The sequence below is a fragment of the Amaricoccus sp. genome, from assembly GCF_017993425.1.
Classification (GTDB): Bacteria; Pseudomonadota; Alphaproteobacteria; order Rhodobacterales; family Rhodobacteraceae; genus Amaricoccus.
This window is the reverse complement of the sequence record NZ_JAGOMQ010000009.1, coordinates 90,441-116,315: the sequence shown is the minus strand read 5'-3', so window position 1 is coordinate 116,315 and position 25,875 is coordinate 90,441. Positions and strand designations below refer to the sequence as shown.

The 25,875-nt window shown below is 72.9% G+C and carries 28 protein-coding genes and 1 tRNA gene; 17 read left to right on the top strand and 12 right to left on the bottom strand.

Annotation, left to right across the window (positions count from 1 at the left end):
- Positions 1 to 465: 465 nt before the first annotated feature.
- The 4 genes from hisH to nudC form a co-directional block, all read right to left on the bottom strand.
- Positions 466 to 1,107, bottom strand: a complete 642-nt coding sequence (hisH, locus tag KBB57_RS06410; protein WP_290747732.1) for an imidazole glycerol phosphate synthase subunit HisH — start codon at positions 1,105 to 1,107, stop codon at positions 466 to 468.
- Entirely contained in the window at positions 1,104 to 1,697 is a 594-nt protein-coding gene (gene hisB / locus KBB57_RS06405; RefSeq protein WP_290747730.1) for an imidazoleglycerol-phosphate dehydratase HisB, read from the bottom strand. The genes hisH and hisB overlap by 4 nt, the downstream gene beginning before the upstream one ends.
- Positions 1,698 to 2,213: 516 nt before the next feature.
- A complete protein-coding gene (locus tag KBB57_RS06400; protein ID WP_290747728.1) occupies positions 2,214 to 2,579 on the bottom strand; it encodes an MliC family protein in 366 nt (121 codons plus the stop codon).
- A gap of 17 nt (positions 2,580 to 2,596) precedes the next feature.
- The gene (gene nudC, locus KBB57_RS06395) at positions 2,597 to 3,565 is read right to left on the bottom strand and encodes an NAD(+) diphosphatase (protein WP_290747726.1); all 969 of its coding nucleotides are present in this window, start codon (positions 3,563 to 3,565) and stop codon (positions 2,597 to 2,599) included.
- A 214-nt stretch (positions 3,566 to 3,779) separates the two neighbouring features.
- On the opposite strand from nudC, the gene KBB57_RS06390 reads away from it, so the two are divergent.
- Positions 3,780 to 4,874, top strand: coding sequence for an FAD-binding oxidoreductase (locus KBB57_RS06390; RefSeq protein ID WP_290747725.1), 1,095 nt, complete (start codon positions 3,780 to 3,782; stop codon positions 4,872 to 4,874).
- Between the two features lie 239 nt (positions 4,875 to 5,113).
- Here KBB57_RS06390 and KBB57_RS06385 read toward each other — a convergent pair whose 3' ends face one another.
- Both KBB57_RS06385 and KBB57_RS06380 read right to left on the bottom strand, forming a co-directional pair.
- The gene (locus KBB57_RS06385; protein WP_290747723.1) at positions 5,114 to 5,749 is read right to left on the bottom strand and encodes a DUF1109 domain-containing protein; all 636 of its coding nucleotides are present in this window, start codon (positions 5,747 to 5,749) and stop codon (positions 5,114 to 5,116) included.
- Positions 5,746 to 6,294, bottom strand: a complete 549-nt coding sequence (locus KBB57_RS06380; RefSeq protein WP_290747721.1) for a sigma-70 family RNA polymerase sigma factor — start codon at positions 6,292 to 6,294, stop codon at positions 5,746 to 5,748. The genes KBB57_RS06385 and KBB57_RS06380 overlap by 4 nt, the downstream gene beginning before the upstream one ends.
- Positions 6,295 to 6,492: 198 nt before the next feature.
- Here KBB57_RS06380 and KBB57_RS06375 point away from each other — a divergent pair, with 198 nt between their 5' ends.
- Positions 6,493 to 7,293 (top strand): YiiX/YebB-like N1pC/P60 family cysteine hydrolase, encoded by an 801-nt coding sequence (locus tag KBB57_RS06375; protein ID WP_290747719.1) that lies wholly within the window; start codon positions 6,493 to 6,495, stop codon positions 7,291 to 7,293.
- Between the two features lie 167 nt (positions 7,294 to 7,460).
- Positions 7,461 to 7,781, top strand: coding sequence for a DUF6280 family protein (locus KBB57_RS06370; protein WP_290747717.1), 321 nt, complete (start codon positions 7,461 to 7,463; stop codon positions 7,779 to 7,781).
- A 554-nt stretch (positions 7,782 to 8,335) separates the two neighbouring features.
- Here the strand turns inward: KBB57_RS06370 and KBB57_RS06365 are convergent.
- The 3 genes from KBB57_RS06365 to KBB57_RS06355 all read right to left on the bottom strand — a co-directional run bounded on the left by KBB57_RS06365 (position 8,336) and on the right by KBB57_RS06355 (position 10,623).
- Positions 8,336 to 9,199: a MaoC family dehydratase N-terminal domain-containing protein gene (locus tag KBB57_RS06365; protein ID WP_290747715.1), complete on the bottom strand. Its 864-nt coding sequence runs from the start codon at positions 9,197 to 9,199 to the stop codon at positions 8,336 to 8,338.
- A 75-nt stretch (positions 9,200 to 9,274) separates the two neighbouring features.
- On the bottom strand, positions 9,275 to 9,928 hold the full coding sequence (locus KBB57_RS06360; protein WP_290747713.1) for a molecular chaperone DnaJ: 654 nt from the start codon (positions 9,926 to 9,928) through the stop codon (positions 9,275 to 9,277).
- A complete protein-coding gene (locus KBB57_RS06355) occupies positions 9,925 to 10,623 on the bottom strand; it encodes a VWA domain-containing protein (protein ID WP_290747700.1) in 699 nt (232 codons plus the stop codon). The genes KBB57_RS06360 and KBB57_RS06355 overlap by 4 nt, the downstream gene beginning before the upstream one ends.
- Positions 10,624 to 10,721: 98 nt before the next feature.
- Between KBB57_RS06355 and KBB57_RS06350 the strand changes: the two genes are divergently transcribed.
- Together KBB57_RS06350 and KBB57_RS06345 are read left to right on the top strand one after the other, a co-directional pair.
- Positions 10,722 to 10,796 (top strand) — tRNA-Asn (locus tag KBB57_RS06350).
- 59 nt (positions 10,797 to 10,855) lie between these two features.
- Positions 10,856 to 11,752: a LysR family transcriptional regulator gene (locus tag KBB57_RS06345; protein ID WP_290747699.1), complete on the top strand. Its 897-nt coding sequence runs from the start codon at positions 10,856 to 10,858 to the stop codon at positions 11,750 to 11,752.
- Between the two features lie 7 nt (positions 11,753 to 11,759).
- Here the strand turns inward: KBB57_RS06345 and KBB57_RS06340 are convergent, their stop codons facing one another.
- Positions 11,760 to 12,311: a Uma2 family endonuclease gene (locus KBB57_RS06340; RefSeq protein ID WP_290747698.1), complete on the bottom strand. Its 552-nt coding sequence runs from the start codon at positions 12,309 to 12,311 to the stop codon at positions 11,760 to 11,762.
- A gap of 203 nt (positions 12,312 to 12,514) precedes the next feature.
- Here KBB57_RS06340 and KBB57_RS06335 point away from each other — a divergent pair, with 203 nt between their 5' ends.
- The 5 genes from KBB57_RS06335 to KBB57_RS06315 are packed head-to-tail and all read left to right on the top strand — an operon-like array spanning position 12,515 to position 18,493.
- A complete protein-coding gene (locus tag KBB57_RS06335) occupies positions 12,515 to 13,006 on the top strand; it encodes a formate dehydrogenase subunit gamma (protein WP_290747697.1) in 492 nt (163 codons plus the stop codon).
- Positions 13,003 to 14,535, top strand: a complete 1,533-nt coding sequence (locus KBB57_RS06330; protein ID WP_290747696.1) for an NADH-quinone oxidoreductase subunit NuoF — start codon at positions 13,003 to 13,005, stop codon at positions 14,533 to 14,535. Before KBB57_RS06335 ends, KBB57_RS06330 begins: the two co-directional genes overlap by 4 nt.
- On the top strand, positions 14,532 to 17,462 hold the full coding sequence (gene fdhF, locus KBB57_RS06325) for a formate dehydrogenase subunit alpha (protein ID WP_290747695.1): 2,931 nt from the start codon (positions 14,532 to 14,534) through the stop codon (positions 17,460 to 17,462). The genes KBB57_RS06330 and fdhF overlap by 4 nt, the downstream gene beginning before the upstream one ends.
- 1 nt (position 17,463) lies before the next feature.
- Positions 17,464 to 18,288, top strand: a complete 825-nt coding sequence (fdhD, locus tag KBB57_RS06320; RefSeq protein ID WP_290747694.1) for a formate dehydrogenase accessory sulfurtransferase FdhD — start codon at positions 17,464 to 17,466, stop codon at positions 18,286 to 18,288.
- Positions 18,278 to 18,493 (top strand): formate dehydrogenase subunit delta, encoded by a 216-nt coding sequence (locus KBB57_RS06315; RefSeq protein WP_290747693.1) that lies wholly within the window; start codon positions 18,278 to 18,280, stop codon positions 18,491 to 18,493. The genes fdhD and KBB57_RS06315 overlap by 11 nt, the downstream gene beginning before the upstream one ends.
- Before the next feature lie 296 nt (positions 18,494 to 18,789).
- Here KBB57_RS06315 and KBB57_RS06310 read toward each other — a convergent pair whose 3' ends face one another.
- Together KBB57_RS06310 and KBB57_RS06305 are read right to left on the bottom strand one after the other, a co-directional pair.
- A complete protein-coding gene (locus KBB57_RS06310) occupies positions 18,790 to 19,812 on the bottom strand; it encodes a YncE family protein (protein ID WP_290747692.1) in 1,023 nt (340 codons plus the stop codon).
- On the bottom strand, positions 19,809 to 20,336 hold the full coding sequence (locus tag KBB57_RS06305) for an SRPBCC family protein (protein ID WP_290747691.1): 528 nt from the start codon (positions 20,334 to 20,336) through the stop codon (positions 19,809 to 19,811). Before KBB57_RS06305 ends, KBB57_RS06310 begins: the two co-directional genes overlap by 4 nt.
- A 225-nt stretch (positions 20,337 to 20,561) precedes the next feature.
- Here KBB57_RS06305 and KBB57_RS06300 point away from each other — a divergent pair, with 225 nt between their 5' ends.
- The 7 genes from KBB57_RS06300 (at position 20,562) to KBB57_RS06270 (ending at position 25,707) form a co-directional block, all read left to right on the top strand.
- Positions 20,562 to 21,698, top strand: coding sequence for an ABC transporter substrate-binding protein (locus KBB57_RS06300; protein WP_290747736.1), 1,137 nt, complete (start codon positions 20,562 to 20,564; stop codon positions 21,696 to 21,698).
- Positions 21,699 to 21,709: 11 nt separating this feature from the next.
- Entirely contained in the window at positions 21,710 to 22,678 is a 969-nt protein-coding gene (locus KBB57_RS06295) for a YVTN family beta-propeller repeat protein (protein ID WP_290747690.1), read from the top strand.
- A gap of 23 nt (positions 22,679 to 22,701) precedes the next feature.
- Complete coding sequence (locus tag KBB57_RS06290; RefSeq protein ID WP_290747689.1) at positions 22,702 to 23,172, top strand: hypothetical protein; 471 nt, start codon at positions 22,702 to 22,704, stop codon at positions 23,170 to 23,172.
- Positions 23,173 to 23,186: 14 nt separating this feature from the next.
- On the top strand, positions 23,187 to 23,441 hold the full coding sequence (locus KBB57_RS06285) for a PepSY domain-containing protein (RefSeq protein ID WP_290747688.1): 255 nt from the start codon (positions 23,187 to 23,189) through the stop codon (positions 23,439 to 23,441).
- Positions 23,442 to 23,564: 123 nt separating this feature from the next.
- The gene (locus KBB57_RS06280) at positions 23,565 to 24,308 is read left to right on the top strand and encodes an ATP-binding cassette domain-containing protein (protein WP_290747687.1); all 744 of its coding nucleotides are present in this window, start codon (positions 23,565 to 23,567) and stop codon (positions 24,306 to 24,308) included.
- Positions 24,305 to 25,111 carry an ABC transporter permease gene (locus tag KBB57_RS06275; protein WP_290747686.1) on the top strand — a complete coding sequence of 269 codons (807 nt, stop codon included), beginning with the start codon at positions 24,305 to 24,307 and terminating at the stop codon, positions 25,109 to 25,111. The genes KBB57_RS06280 and KBB57_RS06275 overlap by 4 nt, the downstream gene beginning before the upstream one ends.
- Positions 25,108 to 25,707 (top strand): hypothetical protein, encoded by a 600-nt coding sequence (locus KBB57_RS06270; RefSeq protein ID WP_290747685.1) that lies wholly within the window; start codon positions 25,108 to 25,110, stop codon positions 25,705 to 25,707. The genes KBB57_RS06275 and KBB57_RS06270 overlap by 4 nt, the downstream gene beginning before the upstream one ends.
- Positions 25,708 to 25,875: the final 168 nt, after the last annotated feature.

The window sequence follows — 25,875 nt, the reverse complement described above, 5'->3', positions numbered from 1 at the left end:
AAGAGGCCAAACCAAGCGTTTCGCAGAGGTCTCTTGAATATAAACGGTGAAAATCATTGCATCGTTATCAGCGCCGCATTTCGCGGCGCCGTTCGATTCACTTCGAGGTTCCGCCATCCCCGCCCCGGACGCTCCGCGTCGAGCCGGGAGACATGCGCATGTCTCCCGGCGGGCGCCGTCGCGGGACCGACGTTGCCGCCCGGGAGTCCGGAGACGCCGGAAGCCCTTTGGGAGCCGGATCGCGCATCAATCGCCGGACGATTCCGTCCGGCCGGACGTTGCTCCAGGCCTCCGCCCGTCGCCGCCGGCCTTGCGGCCGCCGCCGCCGGGCGGACCCGGGCGCCGCGTCGGCCGCGCGCGGGTTGCGGCGTCGCGCCCGCGGCGCGCTGCGACGTTGCACGGGCGGCGCCGTCTTGCCGCTCCCGGCGTCGCGCGGGCGCCGCCGTCTCCCGCCGCGGGCGTCGCTCAGGGGCGCCAGGCGAGGAAGTTGGCGATCAGGCGCAGGCCGGTCCCCTGGCTCTTCTCGGGGTGGAACTGCGTGCCGACGAGGTTGTCGCGGGCGACGGCGGCGGTGACCGGGCCGCCGTGGTCGGCGCGGGCGAGGAGGCGCGACTCGTCGTCGGCGACGAGGTGGTAGGAATGCACGAAATAGGCGTGGTCGCCGCTCTCGATGCCGGCGAGGACCGGGTGGGGGCGCAGGATCTCCAGCGCGTTCCAGCCCATGTGCGGGATCTTGGCGGCCGGGTCGGCGGGCGCGATGCGGCGGACCTCGCCGCCGATCCAGCCGAAGCCGGGGGTCTCGCCGTATTCCAGCCCGCGGCTCGCCAGCATCTGCATCCCGACGCAGATGCCGAGGAAGGGACGGCCGGCGCGGAGCGCGCGCTCCTCGACCGCCTCGAAGAGGCCGGGCCGGGCGAGGAGGCCGGCGCGGCAATCGGGATACGCCCCGACGCCGGGCAGGACGACGCGCTCGGCCCGCGCCACCACCTCGGGGTCGCCGGAGACCACGACCGGGCCGCCGGCGCCGGTCTCGCGGGCCATGCGCTGGAAGCTCTTCTCGGCGGAGTGCAGGTTGCCGCTCTCGTAGTCGACGATGACCGTGGTCATGTCGCCAGCGTGCCCTTGGTCGAGGGGATGGCGTCGGCCATGCGCGGGTCGGGCTCGACCGCGGCGCGCAGCGCCTGGGCGACGGCCTTGAAGGCGGCCTCGGCGATGTGGTGGCTGTTGGCGCCGTCGAGGCGGGCGACGTTCAGCGTGATGCCGCCGTTCATGGCGAGCGCGGTGAAGAACTCGCGGACGAGCTCGGTGTCGAAGGTCCCGATCTTCTCGGTGGGGAACGCGACGTTCCAGACGAGGAAGGGCCGGCCGGAGAGGTCGAGCGCGGCGCGGACCAGCGTCTCGTCCATGGCGAGGAGGCAGGAGCCGTAGCGGCGGACGCCGCGCTTGTCGCCGAGCGCCCCGGCGATGGCGCGGCCGAGCGCGATGCCGGTGTCCTCGACGGTGTGGTGGTCGTCGATGTGGAGATCGCCCTTGGCCTCGACCTCGATGTCGATCAGCGAGTGGCGGGCGAGCTGGTCGAGCATGTGGTCGAGGAAGCCGACCCCGGTGCGGATGTCGCGGCGGCCCGTGCCGTCGAGATCCACGCGGACGCGGATGGCGGTCTCGGCGGTGTCGCGGCGGAACTCGGCCTCGCGCATCTCGGGCTCCCTCGGGCGGTGGACGCGCGGCTTATAGAGGCCGGGGGCGGGGCGGGGAAGCCCCGGGCTTCGGGGTGCGTGGGCGCGGTCGGCGCGGGGCAGGCCAGCGCCGGGTTCTCCCGTCGACGATGGGTCGGCGGGTGCGGGGGCGGTTTATTGTGATTTTGAAAATGGAAGCAATATCGGCGTGGATTTTTGCATAAATTGTTTTTGCTCGCAAATATATTTCGAAATATTTTGAATATGAACGGTGAAAATCATTGCATCTTTTATCAGCGCCGCATTTCGCGGCGCCGTGCGCCTCACTTCGAGGTTCCGCCGTCCCCGCCGCTACCGCTCCGCGTCGAGCCGGGTGACATGCGCATGTCACCCGGCGGGCGCGGTCGCGGGACGAACGGGGCCGCTCGGGGAAGCCGGAGGCGGGGAGCCGGAGGGCGGATCGCCCGACGGACTTGCCGCGGGTCGGGGCCGGCCGCCGGCTTTGTCGATGCGCCTCCCGCGGGACGCCGGCGCGGCTCAGCCGGGGATGGCCCTGCAGTCGGAGAGGACGGGCTCTTCGGTCGCCTCGTGGTCGGCGGCCATGAAGACGAGGAATCCCTCGTCGCCCTTGGACCACCAGCGGTAGCTTCGCTGCTCGTCGAAGGCGATGTAGCGCACGCCCGAGGCGGAGGGGCCCTGCCGCATCGGGATGAGCCGGCCGGCCCAGCCGACGACGGCGAGCGAGGGGCCGGAGGCGGGGTTGATGTAGGCGACCTGCAGCTCCGCGCCGCCTTCGCAGGCGTAGTTGATCGAGAGCGCCGGGGGGGCGTCCTGCGCGGCGGCGGGCAGCGCGGCCGAGGCGAGGAGCGGGGCGGCGAGGAGGGCGGCGGGGAGGCGGGGCATGGGGTCTCCGGGAGGGGTCAGGCCAGCCGGTCGGCGAGCCAGCGTTCGAGCAGGAAGCGGGCGATCGAGCCGCGGCGGGCGGGGCGGATGTCGGGGTCCTGGCCGGTCATCCCGGCGAGGACCCCCTCGCGGCTGACCCAGCGGGCGTCCTCGAGCTCGGCGGGGTCGCGCTGGATCTCGCGGGTGAGCGCGAGGCCGCGGCAGCCGATCATCAGCGAGGAGGGGAAGGGCCAGGGCTGGCTCGAGAGGTAGTCGACGGCGCCGACGCGCACCCCCGCCTCCTCCCAGACCTCGCGGCGCACCGCGCCCTCGATCGACTCGCCGGGCTCCATGAAGCCGGCGAGGAGCGAGTACATGCCGGGCGGCCAGGCGGCGGCGCGGCCGAGGAGGACGTCCTCGCCGTGGGTGATCAGCATGATGACCACGGGGTCGGTGCGCGGGAAGTGCTGGGCGCCGCAGGCGGGGCAGGCGCGCTTCCAGCCGGCGTCGGCGGCCACGGAGGGCGCGCCGCAGGCGGCGCAGAAGCGGTGGCTGGCGTGCCAGGCAAGGATGCCCTTGGCGGCGGCGGCGACGCCGGCGTCCTCGGCGCCGAGGCCGCCCATGACGGCGCGGAGGTCGGCGAAGACCTGGCCCGGGGGCAGCGCGGGATGGGGGGTGCGGCTGTCGTCGAGGAAGCCGCCGGCCCCGGGCGCGCCGCCCTCCGGCCCCGGCCAGGAGGCGAGGTCGCGGGCGAAGCGCGGCCGGTCGCCGAGGAGGCCGAGGAACACGCTCTCGCCGGTCTCGCCGGCGAAGACCGGGTGGCCCGGTGGGGCCCAGGCGAGGCGCATCTCCGCGGAGACGTCGAAGAGCGGCCGCCCGCGCCAGACCGGCAGCGCCAGCGCCGCCGGGTCGGCGGCGAGCGCCGCCTGCGCCGCGGGGTCGCCGCGCAGGTGCGCGGCGCGGTCGAGCGCGGCGGCGGCGAAGGTGACGGCCTCGGCGTTGCGCATGGGGTCTCGCGGTTCTTCGGGAGGCGACCTTGCCGCAGCCGCGCGGCGGGGGCAATCTGCCGCGCGCAGCCGCGCGGCGGGGGCAATCTGCCGCGCGCAGCCGCGCGGCGGGGGCAATCTGCCGCGCGCAGCCGCGCGGCGAGGGCGATCCGCCGCGCCGCCGCGCGGGCGGGGGCGGTCTGCCCTGCGCGGGAGGCGGGAGCGGGGGAGAGACATGCCGAAGGCGGTCGTGGTGGGCGCGGGGATCAACGGGCTCTGCGCCGCGCGGGCGTTGCTGCGGCGGGGCTGGGAGGTGGAGGTCGTCGACAAGGGGCCGATCCCAAACCCGGAGGCGGCCTCGTTCGACCGGCACCGGCTGATCCGCGGCCAGTACGGCGACCCCGGCTACGCGGCGCGGCTGCCGGCGGCCTTCGCGGCCTGGGAGGAGCTGTGGGACGACCTCGGGGCGCGCCACTATGTCGAGACCGGGGTGCTGGCGCTGAGCCGCGTCGCCGGGGACTGGACCGACCGCGGGCGCGCCGGCGCAGCGGCGGCCGGGGCGGCGGCGGAGACGCTGGCGCCGGCGGAGGTCGCGGCGCGCTGGCCGATGCTGGAGACGGCGGGGGTGCGCTACGGGCTCTTCACCCGGACGGGGGGCGCGCTTCTCGCCGACCGCATCCTCGCCGGCCTCGCGGACTGGCTGGCGGCGCGCGGGGCGCGGCTGCGGCCGGAGGCGCCGGTCACGGCGCTCGACGCGGCGGCGGGGGTGGTCGAGGCCGGAGGGGCGCGGCTCGCGGGCGACGTCGTGCTGCTCGCCGCGGGGACGGGCCTGCCGCGGCTCGCGCCGGCGCTGGCGGGCGACCTGGCGCCGCGGCGCCCTGTCGTGGTCTATGCGCGGCCGCCGGCCGAATGGGCGGGGGCCTGGGAAGGGGGGCCGTGCTGGGTCGACCTCGGCGGCGAGGACGACCTCTGGGGCTTCCCGCCGGTGGCGGGGATCGCGATGAAGCTCGGCGCCGGCAGGCTGACCCGCCCGGGCGACCCGCTGACCGGGCGGGCGGCGGGGCCGGAGGAGGGGGAGGCGATCCTCGCCGCCTATCGCGGCCGGTTCCGCGACGCGGACGCCTACGTCGCCGCGGAGGTGGTCGCCAACTTCTACCTGATGGCGCCCGAGGAGCGCTTCGTGCTGCGGCGGTCCGGGCGCGCCGTGCTGGTCTCGGCCGATTCGGGCCACGGCTTCAAGTTCGGGCCGCTGACCGGCGAGGACGTCGCCGACGCGCTCGCCCCGGGCGGCTTCGAGGCGGCGGCGAGGCGGCTGGCCGGGCGGGGCTGAGCCGCCGGCCCGCGAGGACGTGGCCGACGTGGCCCGCCCGCAGGTCCGTCGTGGCCGAGCTGCCAGCGCCGGGCGCGCCGGCCGATCAGCCGCCCGGGGCGAGTACGGCGGCGTGCCGGACGCCCCCCGGCATCGGGCTGTCGTCGGCGCAGCGGAGCGCAAGGACGCAGGCCCGCGAGGCGCCCGCCGACCGCGCCGGCGCGCCGTTCCCGGCGGGGATCCGGCAGGGCGCGGCCGAGCTACCAGCGCAGGACGCGGCGGCCGATCAGCCAGCCGAGGCCGGTCATCGCGAGGAGGGCGGCGGCGTACCAGACGCCCCAGAACATCGGGCTGTCGTCGGTGCAGTAGAGCGCGTAGACGCAGGCCCCCGCCGAGCCGGCGAGGAGCCCGGCGACGGCCCCCGCAAGGCCGGGCCGCGCCGGGGCGCCGCGGCGCAGCGCCCAGAGCGCGGCGGCGAGGATCGGCAGGCCGTTCGCGGCGATGCCGGCGAAGCAGGGCAGCACCCCGTGGCCGGCGATCCGCGTCGGCCACAGCGCCGGCGGGGTGGCGAGGGCGGTGGCCCAGAAGGCGGCGACCGCGATCGCCGGGGCGAGGAGCAGCGCCCAGCCGCGGCGGCCGAGCCCCGCCTCCGGCCGCGCCAGCCGCAGGCTCGCCCCGAGGGCGGCGCCGGCGGAGACGAGGACGAAGAGCTGCTTCAGGCCCGAATCGGCGCGCAGGAGCGCCGCCCCGAGGTCGGGCCGCGGCCCCGCCGCCAGCAGGAAGAGCCCGCCCGCGACGGCCCCGGCGAGCAGGATCGCCGCCGGCAGCAGCCGGCGCAGCGGCGGCCCGGGGCGGGCGTCGGCGGCCATGGCGCGGATGAGGTCCTCGGTCCTCATTCCACCATCCCCCCGCGCAGCGCGGCGAGGCGGCGCAGCGCGCGGTGCAGGGCGACGCGCACCGCGCCCTCGCTCATGCCGAGCGCGGCGCCGACCTCGGGCACGCTCGCGCCGTCGAGGCCGATCGCCCGCACGATGCGGGCCGAGCGCGGGTCGAGCCGGCCGATCATCCGCTCGGCGTCGCGACGCTCGGTCGGATCGGGGCCGGGCTCGGCCGGGAGCGCGTCGGCGAAGTCGGCGATGTCGACATGGACGCGGCGGCCGCGGGCCCGGAAGGCGTCGACGACCTTGTGGCGCACGATGGCGAAGAGCCACGGCCGCACCGGGGCGTCCTCGCGCCAGGTGCGGCGCTTGTCGTGAAGGGCGAGCAGGGTCTCCTGCACCACGTCCTCGCAAGTCTCGGGGCCGAGCGCGCCGCCGCGCGCCCGCGCCACGGCGCGGATCATCGGCGCCACCGCCGCCAGGAAGGCGGCGTAGGCGCGCGCGTCGCCGCGGTTGGCGGCGCGCAGCAGATCCTCGAGCGGCGGGTCGGTCTCCCGGCCCATGTCGTCTCCGTTTCGGCGCGGCGCCCGGTTTCGTTACGCCGCGGTGACCACCACCATGATACTGGACCGCTGGCGGGCCGGCGGAAAGCGGTCGCGCGGGGCCTTGCGTCGCCGGCGACGGGAGAGCCCGGACGGGAGAGCCCGGACGGGAGAGCGCAGACGGGCGGCGCAGGTGGCAGGGAAGGCGACGGAGCGGGGATGACGGCGGCGCAGGAGAGCCTCAAGGACCGGGTCGGGCGATACCTCGTCGCGAAGCTCGAGCGGCCCTCGCCGGGGTTCAAGCCCTATGCCTACGGCGACCCCGAGGCGCTGCGCCGGACGCTGCGGCCGGGCGACGTGCTGCTGGTCGAGGGCTCGACCCGGGTCTCGATCGCGATCAAGTACCTCACCCAGTCGACCTGGTCGCATTCCGCGCTCTATGTCGGCGACGTCTTCGGCGACGGCGGCGCGGATCCGCGCTGCCTCGTCGAGGCGAACCTCGGCGAGGGCGTGGTGGCGGCGCGGCTCGGCAAGTACGACCACGCCCATGTGCGCATCTGCCGCGCCAGGAACCTGACGGCGGCGGACCGCGACCGGGTGGTCGGCTTCATGCTGGCGAGCATCGGCAAGCGCTACGACGTCAAGAACGTCGCCGACCTGCTGCGCTACTTCCTGCCGACGCCGCCGGTGCCGATTCGCTGGCGGCGGCGGATGCTGGCGCTCGGCGCCGGCGATCCGACCCGGGCGATCTGCTCGACGCTGATCGCCGAGGCCTTCGCGCAGGTGCGCTATCCGATCCTGCCGCGGATCACCCGCGAGCTGCGCCACGCCGAGAGCGCCCAGTTCCAGCGCCGCGAGATCCTGCACATCCGGCACCATTCGCTCTACGCGCCCCGGGACTTCGACATCTCGCCCTATTTCGAGATCGTGAAGCCGACGCTGGCGGAGGGGTTCGATTACCGCCGGCTGCACTGGTCCGACGCGAGCGAGGATGGAACTTCTCGCGCGGAAGGGAATTGATCCAACGGCGGGCGAACACTATGTGACGGTCTCCGGAGCGGATCTCCGCGGGCCATTCGGCCAGCGCATGGCCGCCATGAGGAATTGGCAGACCCCGATCCGTCACGCAGCCGTCATAGTGCGCGCGCCGAAAAAGGGTGAAGGGCAAGGGAAAGAGGACGGGCGGAGTGTTCGACTACGTGGATGAGGTGGCGTTCACCAACGACCAGGGCGCGCGCGCCCAGAAGCTGTTCGCGGCGGTGGTCCTGGCGGCGCTCGACGATGCCATCGCCGACGACAAGAAGTACGGCAACGGTCCGGACGTGATCGCCCGCTGGGCGCGCTCGCGCGACGGGCGCGAGGTGCTGATGTGCGCGGGGATCGACCCGAACGAGCGCACGGTGAAGGGCATGATGGATTTCGTGCGCCGCGGCGTGCGCACCTCGGTGGCGCTGAGCCGCGAGGAGAGCGAGCGGCAGCACGCCCGCAACGAGGCCGAGGCGGCCTGACGCTTTTTCCCCCGAGCCTTCGGCGGGATGCAGGAAGCCCTCCCCTTCGGGGAGGGCTTTTGCGTTTGGGGCGTCGGTTCTCACGCGGCATGTCAGGCGCACACGCAGACTGCACGACAGTGGAGAGAAACCCCGGTCGGGAGAGTGCGGGACGGTGACGCCAGACGGATTTGACCCGTGGCAAATCCGTCCGCGATCGCCCCTCGGGGGGCGAGCGCGATTCCGCGCTCGCCGGGGCAATCACGGACGGATTGCGCGCGACGGAGAAATCTTCACCCCTGACGACCTCCGCGCCAACGCGCTCCGGTCGTCGGCGCGGCGAAAGCAATGCTTTCGCTTGTCGCGCCGCAGCCTCGCGGGCAGAGCCCGCTTCGGTCGGGGGGAGCGACGCGGCCTCGGGCGGCGACCGGCTCCTGTCGTGCAGTGTGGCGCACACGCCGCGGTAATCTCTGGTTAACCCGGAAATCAGTGGGTTAGCGAATTTTCACGCGTGAACACGGCGTGGGGTTCACACCGGGCGCCCCGCCTCCCGGCAGCCGGGGGAGCGCCGGCGGTCACGCCTCCCAGGTGATCCGCGCCTGCAGGCAGAGGCCGCCCTCGGCGTCGAGGGTGGCGGCGTCCTGCCCGCCGCCGGACTCGGGGCCGGCGACGAGGCGGGCCGGGGCGCCGGCGACGAGGGGGCGCAGGCCGCGGAAGGCGAAGGCGGCGGGCCAGGCCCCGCCGCGCCGGCGGCGCGCCGCCTCGAGGAGCAGGATCGCCTGTAGCCGTCCCTGCGCCAGCAGCCCCGGATAGCCGGCCGCGTCGCGGGCGTAGGCGAGGTCGTAGTGCAGGCGCTGGGCGTCGAAGGTGGCGGCCGCGAAGCGGAAGAGCAGGGCGCCGTCGAGCTCCATCGGCTCGGACCAGTCGGGACTCGCCGGGGGGGCGTCGACGGCGAGGGGCGGAAAGCGTCCCGGGCGGGGCAGGAGGAGCAGCTCCTGCGTCTCGCTGACCGCGAGGCCGCGCGCGGTGGAGATCTCGTGGGCGACCGAGACGAGGGTCGCGTCGCCCTCTGGCCCGGCGCGCCCGGCGACCGCGAGGATCTCGGAGCGGCGGTGCAGGGTCTCGCCGATCAGCAGCTCGCCGTGGAGCCGCAGCCGCGCTCCGGCCAGCACCCGCCTTGCGTGCGGCGCCGGGGGCAGCAGCTCGCCCTGCGCCTCGCGGCCGTCGGGGGCGAGCGCCGCCATCGGCGCTTCGGGCAGGAAGGCGAGCCAGTGCCAGAGCGGCGGCAGCCGGCCCTCGGGGGCGATCTCGGCGGCGGCGCGCGCCGCGGCGTCCATGCCGAGCGCCGCCGCGAGGGCCCGCGCCGTCTGCGCCGGAACGCTGTCCTCGCCCTCGACAACCCGGCCGACCCAGTCGGCGTAGGGGCTCCCGTCCGTCATGCCCGCCCTCCCCGCTGCGTCCGTGCTTGCCCCTCCCGCCGCCCGGCGTCAATCCGAGGCGTTCGCGGACGTCGGTCAGGGGTCGAGGCAGGCCTTCGCCGCGTTGATCATCGCGGCCAGCGCGTCGGAGCCGCCGAGGTCGGGGTGGACCCGCTTCATCAGCCGGCGGTGCGCGGCGCGGATCTCGTCGAGGCTCGCGCCGGGGGCGAGGCCGAGGATGCGGAGCGCCTCGGCCCGCGTCATCGGCCCCTCGGCCGCGGGGGCCTCCGTGCCGGCGCCGCCGCCGCGGCGGCGGTCGAGATAGGCGAGGAGGAGGCCGAGGCTGTCGGGGTCGTCCTCCAGCGCCTGCGCCAGCGCCTGAAGCTCGTCGGCGCTCATCTGCGAGAGCATCCGGCCGCTGAACCGGCCGGCGAGCACCTCGCCGTCCATCTCGCCGGTGTCGTGGTCGAGGCTCATCGCCAGCGCGTCGGTGCGCGCCTCCGAGGTCTGGCCCGGCGTCGGCGTCGCCCGCGCGGCCGCCGCGGCGGCGCGCAGGAAGCCGAAGGCGGCCGCCGCGGCGGGGGCGGCGAGCGCGAACTGCCGCGCCAGCGCGAGGCCGCCGGCGATGACGAGGAGCGCCCATCCCGCCGTGGCCCGCCACGGAAGCCGCGCCGGCGCGCCGCGCCCGCCGGCGAAGGCGAGCGCCAGCGCCAGTCCGGCGACGAGGCCGGCGAGGAGCGCCAGCGTCACGGCCGGAGATCGGCGAGGAGCCGCCGCGCCGCCCCGGTCCGCGCCGCCTCGAGCGCCGCCCGGCCGCCGGCCGCGTAGGTCGCCACCGCGCCGAGCAGCGCGCGCAGCTCGTCCGCGGCGCCGCGGTCGAAGGGCAGGAGCGCGCCGCCGGTGATGCGGGCGATCTCGCCGAAACCGCGCCGCGCCGCCGGGTCGGCGCCCTCGAGGAACATGAACGCCCGCACCCCGCGCAGCGCCAGCGGCCCGGCCCCGGCGGCGAGGACGTCGATCTCCTCCTCCATCGCGTCGCCGACATAGGCGAGCGCCGCGACGGGGGCGCGGGCGGCGGCGCGGCCGACATGGTCGAGCACCCGGCCGATCTGGGTGAGCCCGCCGCGGCAGGCGATGCCGGACATCGCCCGGCCGAGCGCGCCGGCGTCGCGGACCCAGGGCGAGGCGCGGGCCTCGCCGAGGCCGCGGAAGTAGACGAGTTGCACCTCGAGCCCGCCGGCGCGGCGGGCGGCGTCGAACATCTCGCCCTGCAGCGTGCAGGCGAGGTCCCAGGTGGGCTGGCGGCTGAGGGTGGCGTCGAGCGCGAAGACGAGGCGGCCGCCGGTCCCGGCCTGCGGCGGCGCGACGCGGCGGGCCTGGTCGAGGAACGCGGCGACGTCGGCCCGGCCGGACCCGTCGCGTCGGTCGATCTCGCTGCCGGACATGGACGCCTCCCGGGGAAGAGTTTGTTCGCGGGGGACGGATTTGCAAGCCTGCGGGCTGGACGCCCGGAATCGGCTTTGCTATAGGCCGGCCCGGGCGGTCCGGCGTAGCTCAGCGGTAGAGCAGTTGACTGTTAATCAATTGGTCGTAGGTTCGATCCCTACCGCCGGAGCCAATCTTTCCTTAACCGCGGGAATACAATAGGTTGACGGGGACCTGCCCGGAGGCGGCCCCGTGATCGACAAGCTCGAGATGTTCATCGCGCTGGCGCGGGAGCAGCATTTCGGCAAGGCGGCGGACAGTCTCGGGATCACGCAGCCGACGCTTTCGGCCGGCATCCGGCAGCTCGAGGGGCAGCTCGGGGTGATGCTGGTCTGGCGGTCGTCGCGCTTCGGCGGGCTGACGCCGGAGGGGCAGCGGGTGCTGCACTGGGCGCGGCGGATCGTCGGCGACACGCGCACGCTCAAGGAGGAGATGCGGGCGGCAAGGCACGGGCTTTCCGGGGATTTGCGGCTCGCGGTGATCCCGACGGCGCTGACGGTGGCGGCGGGGCTGACGGTGCGGTTCAGCCGGGCGCATCCGAACGTGCGCTTCACGGTGCGGTCGCAGACCTCGATCGAGATTCTGGAGATGATCGAGAACCTTCAGGTGGATGCGGGGATTTCCTATCTCGACAACGAGCCCCTGGGGCACGTGACGGCGGTGCCGCTCTATCGGGAGCAGTACCGCTGGGTCTGCCACGAGAGCCATCCGCTGGCGGGGCGGGCCGAGGTGGGGTGGGAGGAGCTGGCGGGGGTGCCGCTCTGCCTGCTGACGCCGGACATGCAGAACCGGCGGATCGTGAACCAGAACCTCTACGAGGCGGGCATCCCGGCGGATTCGGCGATCCAGTCCAACTCGACCGTGGTGCTGATGGCGCATGTCGAGGCCGGGGACTGGGGGACGATCCTGCCGCGGCAGCAGGCGGAGTTCCTCGCCGCGGGGCGGGCGATCCGGGTGATCCCGATGAAGGCGATCCGGCCGCCGCATGCGGTGGGGCTGATCGCGCCGTATCGCGAGCCGCATACGCCCATTCTGGAGGCGCTGGTGCAGATGAGCCGGACGATGGGGGAGGAGCCGCCGGGCCGATGAGGCTCCGTCAGGACTCGCCGAGCACGTCCTTGACCGCGATCGTCAGCCCCGGCGGATCCGGCGTCAACGGGCCGTCGCGCAGCATCCGGACGGCGATCTGGCCCTCCTCGTCGCGCCGGTGATGGATGACGACGCGCTTGTCGGCGTCGACGATCAGGTAGTGCCGCACGCCCGGCGACGAGAAATAGCTCGCGAGCTTCGAGCCGGCGTCGATGCCGCGGCTGGACGGCGAGACGACCTCGACCAGACGATCGGATCGGGGACCTCGATCGCGTCTCCAGGCGGCGGCGGGCCGCAGCGGACCAGCGCGTCGGGCTCGTAGACCGTGCGGTCGTCGATCCTGACCGTGGCGCCGTCGGGATGCGCCTCGCAGCCGAGGCCGCGCGATGGCCGCCTCCAGCGCCCGCAGGGTCCGGTTCTTCGCGCGGCCATGGCCGATCCGCTCGGGCGCCATGGCCACGATGGCGCCGTTGTCGAGCTCGAAGCGTTCCTCGGGCCGCTCGAGCGCCCGGGCGATGAACTCGTCGGCCGTGAGCCGGGTCCGTTTCGGCGGCTCCATCCGGGTTGCGCTCCTGTCGCGGGAGGAGGATGCTGCCACCGCCACGCGTCGCATGCGACACTGCGCCGGCCGCCGTTCCGCGACCGACGGGGGGGAAGTTCGTCGATAGGAAGGGCCTATCGATCCACGAATCATTCATATTGAGATTCGCATGGATCGGGCCCAGATAAGGAACAAAGAAGGAGCCACCGGGAGGGTCGTGCGTGCGACCGCATCAGGCAGCAGCGCCGGCGGCGGAGGAGATCGCCGCCGTAATCGAGGAGCATGTCGGCCGGGAAGGTCCGCTCCTGCCCATGCTCCACGCCATGCAGGAGACGTTCGGCCACGTGCCGCAGGCGGCGATCCCGATGATCGCGGCGGCGCTGAACCAGACGCGGGCCGAGATCCACGGGGTGGTGTCGTTCTACCATGATTTCCGCGAGGCGCCGGCGGGGCGGCACGTGCTGCGCATCTGCCGGGCCGAGGCCTGCCAGTCGGTGGGCGGCGAGGCGGCGGCGGCGGAGACGCTGGCGCGGCTCGGCGTCGACTGGCACGGGACGACGGCCGACGGCGCGGTGACGGTGGAGCCGGTCTATTGCCTCGGGCTCTGCGCCTGCGGGCCGGCGGCGCAGCTCGACGCGGCGCTGATCGGGCGGGCGGGGCCGGAGCGGATCGCCGCGGCGCTGGCCGAGGCAGGCGCGGGGGCGGGCGCATGAGGATCTACGTTCCCCGCGACGCGGCGGCGAAGGCGCTGGGCGCCGAGGCGGTGGCGCGGGCGGCGGCCGCCGAAGCGGCGCGGCGCGGCATGGTCGTCGAGATCGTGCGCAACGGCTCGCGCGGGATGGTCTGGCTGGAGCCGCTGGTCGAGGTGGAGACCGCGGCCGGGCGGACGGCCTTCGGGCCGGTGGCGGCCGGCGACGTGGCGGGGCTCTTCGACGCGGGCTTCGGGGCGCATCCGCTGGCGCTGGGGCCGGTCGAGGCGATCCCGTTCTTCGCGAAGCAGACGCGGCTGACCTTCGCGCGCTGCGGGCTGATCGATCCGCTGTCGCTCGCGGAATACGAGGCGCATGGCGGGCTAGCCGGGCTGCGCCGGGCGCTGGCGATGGACGGAAAGGCGATCGTCGACGAGGTGACCGCGAGCGGGCTGCGCGGGCGCGGCGGCGCGGGTTTCCCGACCGGGATCAAGTGGGGCACGGTGCTGGCGGCCGCGGGCGCGCAGAAATACGTCGTCTGCAACGCCGACGAGGGCGACAGCGGCACCTTCGCCGACCGGATGATCATGGAGGGCGATCCCTTCGTGCTGGTCGAGGGGATGGCGATCTGCGGGATCGGCGTCGGGGCGACGCAGGGCTATGTCTACATCCGCTCGGAATATCCCGACGCCATCGAGCAGATGCGCGCGGCCATCGCCATCGCGCGGCGCGCGGGCGTGCTCGGGGCCTCGGTGCTCGGCTCCGGGCGGGCCTTCGACATGGAGGTGCGGGTCGGCGCCGGGGCCTATGTCTGCGGCGAGGAGACGAGCCTCCTCAACTCGCTGGAGGGCAAGCGGGCGGTGGTGCGGGCGAAGCCGCCGCTGCCGGCGATCGCGGGGCTGTTCGGCAAGCCGACGGTGATCAACAACGTGATCTCGCTCGCCTCCGTGCCGGCGATCTTCGAGAAGGGCGCGGAATTCTACAAGGATTTCGGGCTCGGGCGGTCGCGGGGGACGATCCCGTTGCAGATCGCCGGGAACGTGAGGTTCGGCGGGCTGTTCGAGACGGCCTTCGGCATGACGCTCGGCGAGATCGTCGAGGGGATCGGCGGCGGCACGGCGTCGGGGCGGCCGGTGAAGGCGGTGCAGGTCGGCGGGCCGCTCGGGGCCTATATGCCGGTCGAGAAGTTCGACACGCCGTTCGGCTACGAGGAGTTCGACGGGCAGGGCGGGCTGATCGGTCATGCCGGGCTCGTGGTGTTCGACGATACGGTCGACATGCTCGGAATGGCGCGCTTCGCCATGGAGTTCTGCGCGGTGGAGAGCTGCGGGAAATGCACGCCCTGCCGGATCGGGGCGGTGCGGGGGGTGGAGACCATCGACCGGATCGCGCGCGGCGACGCGGCGGCGGTCGAGATCCTGACCGACCTCTGCGACACGATGCGGGACGGCTCGCTCTGCGCGCTGGGGGGCTTCACGCCCTTCCCGGTGATGTCGGCGCTGACGCATTTCCCCGAGGACTTCGCCGCCCGGAAGCTGGAGGCAGCAGAATGAAGGACTTCGTCATTCCCTACGAGGACGACCGCGACCTCGGCACGCCGGCGGCGCGGTCGGGCAGGACGGTCCGGCTCACCATCGACGGGTTCGAGGTGGTGGCGCCGGAGGGCACCAGCATCATGCGCGCGGCCGCGATGGCCGGGATCAAGGTGCCGAAGCTCTGCGCCACGGATTCGGTCGAGGCCTTCGGGTCGTGCCGGCTCTGCGTGGTGGAGATCGAGGGGCGGCGGGGGACGCCGGCCTCCTGCACGACGCCGGTCGCCGAGGGGATCGTCGTCCACACCCAGTCGGACAAGGCGCGCAAGGTGCGCAAGGGGGTGATGGAGCTCTACATCTCCGACCACCCGCTCGACTGCCTGACCTGCTCGGCCAACGGCGACTGCGAGTTGCAGGACATGGCCGGGATGGTCGGCCTGCGGAACGTCCGCTACGAGGCGGGAGCGAACCACTACGATCCGTCGGGCAAGGGCTCGCTGGCGCAGGGCGACGCGCGGGCGCGGGCGGTTCCGGGCGATCTGGGCAATCCGCTGTTCATTCCGCGCGACGACAGCAACCCGTATTTCAGCTACGATCCGCAGAAATGCATCGTCTGCTCGCGCTGCGTGCGGGCCTGCGAGGAGGTGCAGGGGACCTTCGCGCTGACCATCCAGGGGCGCGGCTTCGACAGCCGGGTGTCGGCGGGGATGGCGGGGGACACGTTCCTGTCGTCGGATTGCGTGAGCTGCGGCGCCTGCGTGCAGGCCTGCCCGACGGCGACCTTGCAGGAGAAGTCGATCGCCGAGCTCGGCACGCCGACGCGGTCGGTGGTGACGACCTGCGCCTATTGCGGGGTGGGCTGCTCCTTCAAGGCGGAGATGAATGGCGACCGGCTGGTGCGCATGGTCCCCTACAAGAACGGCAAGGCCAACCGCGGGCATTCCTGCGTGAAGGGGCGCTTCGCCTACGGCTATGCGGCGCACAAGGACCGCATCCTGAACCCGATGATCCGCGACAAGATCGACGAGCCGTGGCGCGAGGTGAGCTGGGAGGAGGCGCTCGGCTTCGCCGCGGGGCGGATGCGGGCGATCCAGGAGGCTTACGGGCGGAAGTCGATCGGGGTCATCACCTCGAGCCGCTGCACCAACGAGGAGACCTATCTGGTGCAGAAGCTCGCGCGGGCGGTCTTCGGCAACAACAACACCGACACCTGCGCGCGGGTGTGTCATTCGCCGACGGGCTACGGGCTGGGGCAGACCTTCGGGACCTCGGCGGGGACGCAGGACTTCGACAGCGTCGAGCAGGCGGACGTGGTGGTCATCATCGGGGCGAACCCGACGGACGGGCATCCGGTCTTCGCCAGCCGGCTGAAGAAGCGGCTGCGGCAGGGGGCGAAGCTGATCGTGGTCGATCCGCGGCGGATCGACCTGGTGCGGCAGCCGCATGTCGAGGCGGCGCATCACCTGCCGCTGCGGCCGGGGACGAACGTGGCGGTGGTCTCGGCGATGGCGCATGTCATCGTGACCGAGGGGCTGGTGAACGAGGCCTTCGTTCGCGAGCGCTGCGACTGGGACGAGTTCCAGGACTATGCCGAGTTCATCGCCGAGGAGCGGCACTCGCCCGAGGCGACGGCGGCGATGACCGGGGTCGACCCGGCGGAGTTGCGCGCGGCGGCGCGGCTCTATGCGACCGGGGGGAACGGGGCGATCTACTACGGGCTGGGGGTGACGGAGCACAGCCAGGGCTCGACCACGGTGATGGGGATCGCCAACCTCGCCATGCTGACCGGCAATATCGGCCGCGAGGGCGTGGGGGTGAACCCGCTCCGGGGCCAGAACAACGTGCAGGGGTCGTGCGACATGGGCTCGTTCCCGCACGAGCTGCCGGGCTACCGCCACGTGAAGGGCGCCGAGGTGCGGGCGATCTACGAGGATCTCTGGGGGGTCGAGATCGACCCGGAGCCGGGGCTGCGCATCCCGAACATGCTCGACGCCGCGGTGGCGGGGACGTTCCGGGGGCTCTACTGCCAAGGGGAGGACATTCTGCAGTCGGACCCGGACACGCATCACGTGGCGGCGGGACTGGCGGCGATGGACTGCGTGATCGTCCATGACCTGTTCCTGAACGAGACGGCGAACTACGCGCATGTGTTCCTGCCGGGGTCGTCGTTCCTGGAGAAGGACGGGACCTTCACCAACGCCGAGCGGCGGATCAACCGGGTGCGCAAGGTGATGGCGCCCAGGAACGGCTACGAGGACTGGGAGGTCACGCAGCTGCTGGCGAACGCCATGGGGGCGGCGTGGAGCTATACCCATCCGGCGCAGATCATGGGCGAGATCGCCGCGACGACGCCGAGCTTCGCGGGGGTGACCTATGAGTTGCTGGAGGAGAAGGGCTCGGTGCAGTGGCCCTGCAACGCCGAGCATCCCGAGGGGACGCCGACGATGCATGTCGACGGCTTCGTGCGGGGCAGGGGGCGGTTCATCGTCACGGAATATGTCGCGACCGACGAGCGAACCGGGCCGCGTTTCCCGCTCCTGCTGACCACGGGGCGGATCCTCAGCCAGTACAACGTCGGCGCGCAGACGCGGCGGACGGAGAACGTGGTCTGGCATGGCGAGGACGTGCTGGAGATCCATCCCCACGACGCCGAGACGCGCGGGATCAAGGACGGCGACTGGGTGCGGCTCGCCTCGCGGGCGGGGGAGACGACGCTCCGGGCGAAGATCACCGACCGGGTGGCGCCGGGGGTGGTCTACACGACGTTCCACCATCCGGGGACGCAGGCCAACGTCATCACCACCGACTTCTCGGACTGGGCGACGAACTGCCCAGAATACAAGGTGACGGCGGTGCAGGTCGCGCCCTCGAACGGGCCGAGCGAGTGGCAGGAGGACTACGCCGCGCAGGCCGAGCGGTCGCGGCGCATCCTGACGGCGGCGGAGTAGCATGGAGCCGGTCGTCCGGGTTCCCGGCCTCGCCGTGCGCGGCGGCGAGGCGCGCCCTATCACGCGGGCGCTGCCGGAGGAGGCGGCGGTCGCCATGGTCTATGACGGCTCGACCCAGGCGGTGCTGATGGCGACGCCGCGCGACCTCGAGGATTTCGGCGTCGGGTTCAGCCTGACCGAGGGGATCGTGAGCGCGCCGGACGAGATCGACAGCCTCGAGGTGGTCGAGCAGGGGCCGGGGATCGAGGTGCGGATGTGGCTCGCCGGCGACCGCGGGGCGGCGCTCGCGGGGCGGCGGCGGTTCATGGCCGGGCCGGTCGGCTGCGGCCTGTGCGGGCTCGACAGCCTCGGGGCGGCGCTGCGGCCCGTGCCGCCGGTGGCGGGCGAGGCGCGGCTGTCGGCCGCGGACGTCGAGGCGGCGGTGGCGGCGCTGCGCTCGTTCCAGCCGCTCCACGACGAGACGCGGGCGGTCCATGCCGCGGCGTTCTGGCGGCCGGGGGCCGGGATCGTCGCGGCCTTCGAGGACGTGGGCCGGCACAATGCCCTCGACAAGCTGGTCGGGGCGCTGGCGCGGCGCGGCGAGGCTGCGGCGGGGGGCGCGGTGGTGCTGACCAGCCGGATCTCGATCGACATGGTCCAGAAGGCGGCGGTGGCCGGGGCGGGGGTGGTCGTGGCGGTCTCGGCCCCGACGGCGCACGCGGTGCGGCTGGCCGGCGAGGCGGGGATGACGCTGGTGGCGCTGGCGCGGGAGGACGGGTTCTGCGTCTTCACCCATCCGGGCCGCATCGGGACGCGGAACGAGACGGAGCGCCGGGATGTCGCATGACCGGACGGTGATGATGGCGAACCAGATCGCCACCTTCTTCGCCACGCAGCGCCGGGAGGACCAGGCGGGCCGGGTGGCGGGGCACCTGCGCGACTTCTGGGCCCCGGAGATGCGGGCGGCCTTGCTGGCGAAGATCGCCGCCGGCGAGCCGGGGCTGCATCCCTTGGTGCTGGAGGCGGCGGAGCAGCTGCGGGAGCGGGCCTGAGGCGCGGGCGGCCGGCCTCGCCGGGGGCGGTTGAGCCTTGGCCGGCGACATCTCGAGCGAGCATCGGCGGGGCCTGCCTTGGCGGGCGCGAAGCGCCTGCCGGGGGGCAGGGTGGGCGCTGCCGATGCCGGAGCATCGGCGGGGTCCGGGTGGTCGGCGCGCCCGGCTGGCGACGGTGCGAGCGCGGGCGACGGCGAGATGTCCACGCGTGAACAGGGGTCAAGTCATTGAAATGTCGTCGGTGACTGCACGAATCTGCACGATCTTGCACGTTTGTGCCGGGTTTGGATCCGCCGCTAGCGGCCGCCGATGAAGGCGCCGAAGGCGCGGGGGCCTTCCGGCAGATCGGTGGTGGCGGTGACCGCGAGGGCGATGGGGTCGAGGGCGACGACGACGTCGTCGAACCAGCAGGCGACGAGGAGGCGGCCGTCGGCGGCGGCGGCGATGCCTTCGGGGTATTCGCCGACGGGGATCTCGGCGAGGACGGCGAGGGTGGCGGCGTCGAAGGCGGTGACGCTCGCGCCGTACTGGTTGGTGACGAAGCCGCGCCCGGCGGCGAAGGCGACGGCGTAGGGGCGCGCGCCGACCGGGATCGTGGCGACCCGCTCGGCGCGGGCGAGGTCGACGACGCTCACCGTGTCGTCGAGGACGTCGGCGGCGAAGGCGCGGCCGGCCTGGACGGTGACGCCGAAGGGGTGATGGCCGACCGGGACCGTGGCGCGGACCTCGAAGGTGGCGAGATCGACGAGGGAGAGGCTGTCGGCGTCGCGGTCGGCGGTGACGGCGAGGCGGTCGTCGGGCGTGACCGCGACGCCGGAGGGCACGGCGCCGACGGCGACGCTGCGCAGGACCGCGCCGGTCGCGGGGTCGACCTCGTGGAGGCGGCCTTCCCAGTCGGTGACGAGGGCCGTCCCGGCGGCGGGGCGGACGGCGACGCCGAAGGGCGCGCCGGGCAGGGGGTGGGCGGCGAGAGGGCGGCCGTCGAGGTCGAGGACGTGGAGGCGCGCGGTTTCCACCGCGACGACGAGGATGCGGCCGCGGGCGGCGTCCACGGCGACGGCGGCGGGCTTGCCGGGCAGCGGCGCCGTCGCGACCGTGGCGAGCGTCGCGGGATCGAGCAGGGTGAGGGCGCCGGCGTTCTGCGAGGTGATCGCGGCGATCTCCCCCGCGCCGGCGGGGCCGGCGGCGAGGAGGAGCGCGGCGGCGAGGAGCCGGCGGATAGCCTTGGCGCCCGCGGGTTCGGGCGCGGGCTGGAATGGGGTGGAGAGGTGGCGCGGCGGAGGCGGCTCCGGGCGGGGGCGCGGAGCAGGGGGGATCACTGCACGATGCCGAAGCGGGCGACGAGGGCGTCGATGCCCGTTTGATGAAGCGCGGTGATGGCGGCGATCGCGGCGTCGTCGTTCTGCGCGGGCGGCGGGTCGTTGAGCGGGAAGGCGCGGTAGAAGGCGCCCTTCCATTCGAGCCTCGCCTTGCCGGCGTCGTCGCCGACGACGATGTGCGAGGCGTATTGCGTGGCCGGGATCGCCGCGACGTTGTCCTCGGTGACGCGGACGGAGATGGCGCGCCTGGCCGGGTCGAGCTTGGTCAGCTCCTCGGTCACGCTCTGGCCGTCGGCCATGGTGACGACGCGGGTGGCGCCCTTCTCCGCGCCGGTGGCGGCGACCGAGGCGACGCCGGGGAACCAGGACATGTCGGCGAAGTCGCCGACCACGGCCCAGACCTCGTCGGGGGTGGCGTCGAGCGTCACGCCCTGGTCGGTCTTGAGCCGCGAGGGCCCGTGCGCGGCGACCGGTCCCGCGGCCAGCCACAGGCCGGCGGCGAGGGCTGCGGCGAGTTTCAGCATCGCGACCTCCAGTTCATTCGGGCAATGGATCGCGGCGGACCATACGGGCGGCAAGGTGCGCGACAATCAGCCATAAGTATGGTCCGCGACTGAATTTCTGTCCTTATCAGATTCTTATGACGATATTTTCCTTAACCCCCGGCGGGGCGCGTGTCTGAATGGCCCGAGGGAGGAAACAAAGTGAAAACCAGCGGATGGCTCCTCGCCGCCGCCGCGCTTGTCGCGTTGGCGACGGGGGCCGCGGCCGAGACGGAGTACCGGGCGGCCGTGCTGCGCGTGGACGTGCCGAACCGGCCCCTGCCGATCTCGCGCCTCGACGAGCCGCCGGCGGACCTGGGCTTCGCGGGGGCGGCGCTCGGCACGGCGGACAACGCCACCACCGGCAGCTTCATGAAGCAGAAGTTCGCGACCGAGACGGTGGTCGCCACGCCGGAGACGGCGGAGGCGGAGATGCGGAAGCTCATCGACGCCGGGGTCTGGTGGATCGTGACGATGGCGGACGCCGACACCACGGTGCGGCTCGCCGACATGGCCGGCGACAAGGCGATGGTGATCAACGCGGCGGCGACGGACGACATGCTGCGCGCCGAGGGGTGCCGGGCGAACCTGCTGCATGTCGCGCCCTCGGACGCGATGCTGGCGGACGCGCTGGCGCAGTATCTCGTCTGGAAGAAATGGGACGACTGGTTCCTGATCGAGGGCAGCCACCCGGAGGACAAGGCGCTGGCCGAGGCCTACAAGCGGGCGGGGACGAAGTTCGGGGCGACGATCGTCGAGGAGCGGGTCTTCGAGGACACCGGCGGCGCGCGGCGGTCGGATTCCGGGACGGTGCAGGTGCAGGGGCAGATGCCGGCCTTCACCCAGCGGGCGCCGGAGCACGACGTGGTGGTGGCGGCGGACCGCTCGGACGTCTTCGCGGTGCATCTGCCCTATCACACCTGGGAGCCGCGGCCGGTGGTGGGCTCGGCGGGGTTGACGCCGTCGAGCTGGCACCCCTCGCACGAGGCCTGGGGGGCGACGCAGTTCCAGACGCGGTTCGAGAAGCAGGCCGGGCGCTTCGCGCAGGACGAGGATTACCAGGCCTGGATGGCGATGCGCGTGCTCGGCGAGGCGGCGACGCGGACAAAAGGCGGTGATTTCGCCACGATTCACGACTTCGTGCTGTCGGATCAGTTCGATCTCGCGGCATTCAAGGGCCAGAAGCTGACATTCCGGGACTGGGACGGCCAGCTGCGGCAGCCGATCCTGCTCGCCTACGACAAGGTGGTGGTGTCGGTCTCGCCGCAGGCGGAGTTCCTGCACCAGACGAGCCAGCTCGACACGCTCGGGATCGACCGTCCCGAGACGCAATGCAAGAAATGACGGGAGGGAACATGCGCTCAGCGCGATTTGGCGTCCTGCTCGCCTCGGCGGCCTTCGCGGCCGGGCCGGCGCTGGCCGAGAAGATCTTCGTCTCGAACGAGAAGGGCAACACGGTCAGCGTGCTCGACGGGGAGACGCTGGAGATCATCCACACCATCGAGGGGATGCAGCGGCCGCGGGGGATCACCGCCTCGCCGGACGGCAAGCACATCTATGTCTGCGCCTCGGACGACAACCTGGTGCGGGTCTACGACAGCGAGACCTACGAGGAGCTGCCGAGCCTGCCCTCGGGGCCGGACCCGGAGCTCTTCGTGCTGCATCCGAGCGGCAACCCGCTCTACATCGCCAACGAGGACGACAACATCGTCACCGTGGTGGACGTGAACACGCGGCAGGTGCTGGCGGAGGTGCCGGTGGGCGTCGAGCCGGAGGGGATGGGCGTGAGCCCGGACGGCAGGATCGTGGTCAACACCTCCGAGACCACGAACATGGCGCATCTCATCGATACGACGAGCTTCGAGATCGTCGAGAACGTGCTGGTCGACAGCCGGCCGCGGTTCGCGCAGTACACGCCGGACGGGAAGTTCCTGCTGGTCTCGGCGGAGATCGGCGGCACGGTGAGCGTGATCGACCCGGAGAAGCAGGAGGTCGTCCACCGGATCACCTTCGAGGTGCCCGGGGTGCTGCCCGAGGCGTTGCAGCCGGTGGGCGTACGGGTGACGGCGGACGGCAAGAAGGCCTATGTGGCGCTCGGGCCGGCGAACCGGGTGGCGGTGGTCGACACCGCGACCTGGGAGGTGACGGACTATCTGCTGGTCGGGCAGCGGGTGTGGCAGCTCGGGTTCTCGCCGGACGAGAGGTTCCTCTACACGACGAACGGCAATTCCAACGACATCTCGGTGATCGACGTGGCGAGCGACAAGGTCGTGAAGTCGGTGCAGGTCGGCCAACAGCCATGGGGGGTGGTCGCGGTCCCGTGAAGAACAGGAGAGGGAGGGGAGAGATGAGGACGATCGCAGCCTTGGGGGCGTTGCTGGCGCTGGCGGCGCCGGCATTGGCGCAGGATGCGGCGAAGGTCGAGGTTCCCGTGCCGAAGGGGCAGCACGACTTCGGCGTTGCCGGGCTGATGGCGCGGGACAACCGCGCGGACTTGCCGCCGCTGACGCTGGCTTCGGGGAAGCCGGTGGCGGAGGGGGTGTATAACCTGAAGTCGGGGACGTATTATCGGATCGACATCGTGGCGGACGGATCGGCGGAGCTGGCGTTGTCGGGGGGCGACTTCTTCCGGGCGATCTGGATCAACGAGATCGTGGTGAACGACATCGAGATCCGGCCCATGGGGGTGCATTCGATCGAGTTCGACAGCGCCGGCACGGCGCAGATCAGCTTCATCCCGATTGTGCCCGGCACCTACAAGCTGTCGATTCCGGGCTCGCACAGCGAGACGCAATCGGCTACGTTCGTGATACAATGACGGGAGGGAAGTCCATGAAAGGCTTGCTGATTCTTGCGGCGCTCGCGTTTGCGCCGATGGCGGCGTCGGCGGAGGAGTCGATGACGGCGACCGCCGAGCAGATGGCGCAGATCGACCATACGCTGAAGGGGCGGTCCTGCGAGGTCGATCCGGTGAACGTGGTCGTGGAGGGGGGCGTGTTCGACCTCGACGACGTGATGTGCGCGGACGGGCAGTACGACATGAAGCTCGACGCGGGCTATCAGATCATCGAGGAGCGCAAGGAGTGACCGCACGGCCGCGGAGGCGATGAACCGGCCGGGAAGGCTCGGAGAATCCGGGCTGGAACGCGGCTGGAATCCGGCTGGAATCCGGCTTGCCGCTTTTTCATCTCCCGTTGACGGACGGCGCCGGTGAGCGACGCCCCGGCGCTGGCCGTCGAGGGGGTGAGCCACCGCTTCGGCCGGGTCGAGGCGCTGCGCGACGTGAGCTTCACGGTGCCGCGCGGCGCCTTCGCGGCGCTGCTGGGGGTGAACGGCGCGGGCAAGACCACGCTCTTCTCGCTGATCACCCGGCTCTACGACTCGACCTCGGGGCGGATCGAGGTGGCGGGGTTCGACGCGCGCCGCCAGCCGGGCGAGGCGCTGGCGCGGCTCGGGGTCGTGTTCCAGAGCCGGGCGCTCGACGGGGACCTGACGCTGGGGCAGAACCTGACCTATCATTCGGCGCTGCACGGGATCGGCGGGCGGGCGGCGAAGGCGCGCATCGCCGAGGTGCTGCGGCTCGTCGGGCTCGCCGACCGGGGCGGGCTGAAGGCGAACGCGCTCTCGGGCGGGCAGCAGCGGCGGGCGGAGATCGCGCGGGCGCTGCTGCACGGGCCGGAGCTTCTGCTGCTCGACGAGGCGACGGCCGGGCTCGACCTGCGGTCGCGGGCCGAGGTGCAGGCGCTGGTGCGGCGGCTGATCGCCGAGGAGGGCGTCTCGACGCTCTGGGCGACGCATGTCTTCGACGAGGTCGAGGCCGGCGACGAGGTGGTGATCCTGCACAAGGGCGCGGTGCTCGCCGTCGGCACCGCCGCGGAGGTCGCCGGCGGCGAGACGCTGGCCGGGCGCTTCCTCGCGATGACGGGCGAGGACATGGAGGCGGCGGCGGGATGAGGCCGGGCTGGGGCACGGCGTTCGCGGGGATCACCCGGCGCGAGGCGCTGCGCTTCGCCAACCAGCGCGAGCGGTTCCTCGCGGCGCTGGTGCGGCCGCTCGTCTGGCTCTTCATCTTCGCCGCCGGGTTCCGCTCGGTGCTGGGGCTGTCGATCACGCCGCCCTACCAGACCTATGTGCTCTACGAGGTCTACGTGACGCCGGGGCTCGCGGGGATGATCCTGCTCTTCTCCGGGATGCAGTCGTCGCTCTCGATGGTCTACGACCGCGAGACCGGGGCGATGCGGACGCTGCTGGTCAGCCCTTATCCGCGCTGGTTCCTGCTCGGCTCGAAGCTCGTCGCCAACGTGCTCGTCTCGGTGCTCCAGGTCTATGCGTTTCTGCTGATCGCCTGGTTCTGGGGGGTGGAGGCGCCGCTCCTCGGCTATGTCACCGTGCTGCCGGCGCTGATCCTCGCCGGGATCATGCTCGGCTCGCTCGGGCTGCTGATCTCGTCGGCGATCCGGCAGCTCGAGAACTTCGCCGGGGTGATGAACTTCGTGATCTTCCCGATGTTCTTCGCCTCGACGGCGCTCTATCCGCTGTGGCGGATGCGGGATTCGAGCGTGCTGCTCCACGACATCTGCGCGGCGAACCCGTTCAGCCATGCGGTGGAGCTGATCCGCTTCGCGCTCTACGGCCAGTTCAATCCGCTCGCGTTCGCGGTGACGCTCGGCTGCACCCTCGTCTTCTTCGGGGGGACGATCTTCATGTATGATCCGGCCAAGGGCCTCTGGCGAGGCCGGATGGGAGGAAAGGCATGATCCGCGCCACGCTTCTCGGCCTTCTCGTCGCCGCCCCGGCCTGGGCGGCGGGGCCGCCCGACCCGGACTGGCCGTGCATCCAGCGCCGCCAGCCGCATCTGTCGCTGGCGCAGGTCTGGGGCGGGCCGGTCCCGGACGCGGCGGTGACGGAGCTGGCGGCGAGCCCCGAGGTGCAGAAGCTGGCGCAGGCGCTGGCGCTGCGGCGCACGCCGCTGGAGACGGCGGAGGCGGAGATCGCCGCCTTCGCCGCGGACCACGACGCCGGGGCGCTGACGGCGCTCTTCGTCGCGACCTTCGAGCACATCAACCTGGCGCGCGACCGGGTGATGGACGGGATCACCCGCTACGCGCACAAGCAGGAGGGGCTGGAGACGCGGATCGAGGATCTGCGGCGTCAGTTCACGGCGCTGGAGGCGGCGGAGCCGAAGGACTTCGACCGGATGGACGCGGTGGAGAAGGATCTCGACTGGTCGATGCGCATCTTCCAGGACCGCCAGCAGTCGCTGACCTATGTCTGCGAGACCCCGGTGATCCTCGAGCAGCGCGCCTTCGCGCTGGGGCGGGCGGTGGAGGCGCTGCTGCCGAAGGCGGAGTGAGGTCGGCAAGTGGTCGAGGAGCGGCGCCGTCTCGCCTCGCGACGGCTCCTGCAGGTTGACAGGCGCATGTCAACCTGCTCGACGCGGAGCGGTTGGGGCGGAGAAGGCGCCAGTTCGAAGTGAGTCGAACGGCGCCGCGAAATGCGGCGCTGATGATTATGCAATGAT